The organism is Dolichospermum sp. LEGE 00246, from assembly GCF_015207865.1.
GTDB classification, from domain to species: Bacteria; Cyanobacteriota; Cyanobacteriia; order Cyanobacteriales; family Nostocaceae; genus Dolichospermum; species Dolichospermum heterosporum.
In genome coordinates this window covers 1-2180 of the sequence record NZ_JADEWA010000643.1, presented here as the reverse complement: position 1 = coordinate 2180, position 2180 = coordinate 1, and the positions used below count along the sequence as shown (strand labels likewise).

Here is a 2180-nt window from a genome sequence, read left to right as displayed (position 1 = left end):
AATTCTTACTCTGGTTTAAGGACAAACATGATATAACAAAATTCATAAAATGTAGATTAAATAGTGAGTGCTGTTGCATATTAATATTAATGGTATAAAAGTTATCAATCTTGTCTTATTGTGATAAATTGTGAGAAAATATATCTACCAAGCAGAAATATCAGAGCAATGCAATGATGCAACATCGTCCTCATACCACAGTAGTTTTAGCCATGAGTGCTGATGGCAAAATAGCAGATTTTAGGCGATCGCCTGCTCGATTTGGCTCAATGGCTGATAAAATACACCTGGGGAAACAAATTGCTGCATCTGATGCCGTTTTATTTGGTGCTGGTACTCTTCGTGCCTACGGTACAACAATGACCATTACAGACGCAATACTCTTGCAACAAAGAAAAATAGCAAATCAGCACCCCCAGCCAGTTCATATAGTGATTTCCCGTTCAGGCAACCTGAATCCGGACATTAAATTTTTTCAACAACCGGTGAGACGATGGTTACTCACAACCTCTCTGGGAGCTTATTTTTGGCAAGAAAGATCAGAGTTTGAAAAAGTTTTAGTCTTTGAAACTCCTCGCCAAGAAATTGACATTTTGGCGGCTTTAGAATATTTCACAAGTTTACAAATTACCCGTTTAGCTATTTTGGGAGGAGGACAATTAGTAGCATCTTTCCTAGAATCTCATTTAATTGATGAAATCTGGTTAACTATTTGTCCACTGATTTTAGGTGGTAGTATTGCGCCTTCACCTGTTGAGGGGACAGGATTTTTATCTGATCTCGCGCCTAAGTTACAATTATTAGAAGTATCTACCGTAGAGCAGGAAGTATTTTTACACTATAGAATAATTCCGTAGGGGCGCAGAGACTGCGCCCAGACCAGAAATGTAGTGCGCCCAAGCATGAGTCAAAAGTAAATCTAAAATGACTGGACAAATACACAATGATCAAAGAACACAAACCCCATTATTCTCTTGTTTGGACGCACACAATTGCTGATGTTCCCCAAGCAGACTGGGATGCTTTAGCGATGCCGTTAAAAACGCCTTTTTTAGAATGGGATTGGTTGCACAATTTGGAAATATCTCAAAGTGTTACAGCCAATACTGGTTGGTTGCCAAATCACTTGATTTTGTGGCGAGATAAAACTTTAATTGCCGCTGCTCCTTTATATTTAAAAGGACATAGCCAAGGGGAATTTGTTTTTGATCATCAATGGGCAGAATTAGCTTCTCGCTTGGGAATAGAGTATTATCCAAAGTTGCTGGGAATGACTCCATTTACCCCGACTGAAGGCTATCGCTTTTTAATTGCTGCGGGAGAAAATGAGGCAGAAATTACAGCTTTAATGCTCCATGAAATTGATGGTTTTTGTGTGAAACATCGGATTTCTGGTTGTCATTTTCTCTATGTTGATCCCCAATGGCGACCGATTTTAGAAAGTCAGGGTTTTACAACTTGGCTACATCATAGTTATATTTGGGAAAATGCTAATTTTCAAACTTTCGATGATTATTTAACTGGATTTAATGCTAATCAAAGACGGAATATTAAACGGGAACGTAAAGCTGTAGAAAAGGCAGGTTTAAGATTGCAAGCGTTAACCGGTGAAGAAATTCCTAACTCTATGTTTCCGTTAATGTATGACTTTTATGCTGATACCTGTGATAAATTTGGTTGGTGGGGAAGTAAGTATTTAACCAAGAACTTTTTTGAACAGTTACAACATAATTATCGGCATCGAGTTGTATTTTTTGCGGCTTATAATCAAGAAGATCCAGGTCAACCAGTGGGGATGTCCTTTTGTTTATTTAAAGAAGACAAACTATATGGACGTTATTGGGGGAGTTTTCAAGACATAGATTGCTTACATTTTGATGCTTGTTATTATGCACCAATTGAATGGGCGATCGCTCATGGTATCCAAAATTTTGACCCCGGTGCTGGTGGTAAACATAAAAAACGCCGGGGGTTCCCTGCTACCCCGAATTACAGCCTGCATCGCTTTTATAACCACCGTTTAGGGCAAATTATCTTGCCTTGGGTGCGGGAAGTTAATCAACTAGAACAAAAAGAAATGGATGCCATTAATGCAGAGTTACCTTTCAAATAAGGAAATAGATCAAAATAGATCCCCGACTTCTTTGAGAAGTCGGGGATCTAAATATTGTATATTGATG

2 protein-coding genes are annotated in these 2180 nt (G+C 38.5%); both read left to right on the top strand.

Annotated features, from left to right (window positions below; all coding sequences use genetic code 11):
* Window positions 1–173: 173 nt before the first annotated feature.
* Complete coding sequence (locus IQ228_RS25025; RefSeq protein WP_193964844.1) at window positions 174–857, top strand: RibD family protein; 684 nt, start codon at window positions 174–176, stop codon at window positions 855–857.
* 86 nt (window positions 858–943) lie between these two features.
* On the top strand, window positions 944–2113 hold the full coding sequence (locus tag IQ228_RS25020; protein WP_027403531.1) for a GNAT family N-acetyltransferase: 1170 nt from the start codon (window positions 944–946) through the stop codon (window positions 2111–2113).
* Window positions 2114–2180: the final 67 nt, after the last annotated feature.

Bases quoted from the DNA above. Each gene is read 5' to 3' on its own strand.
- IQ228_RS25025 (WP_193964844.1), top strand. From the start codon at position 174: ATGATGCAACATCGTCCTCATACCACAGTAGTTTTAGCCATGAGTGCT.
- IQ228_RS25020 (WP_027403531.1), top strand. From the start codon at position 944: ATGATCAAAGAACACAAACCCCATTATTCTCTTGTTTGGACGCACACA.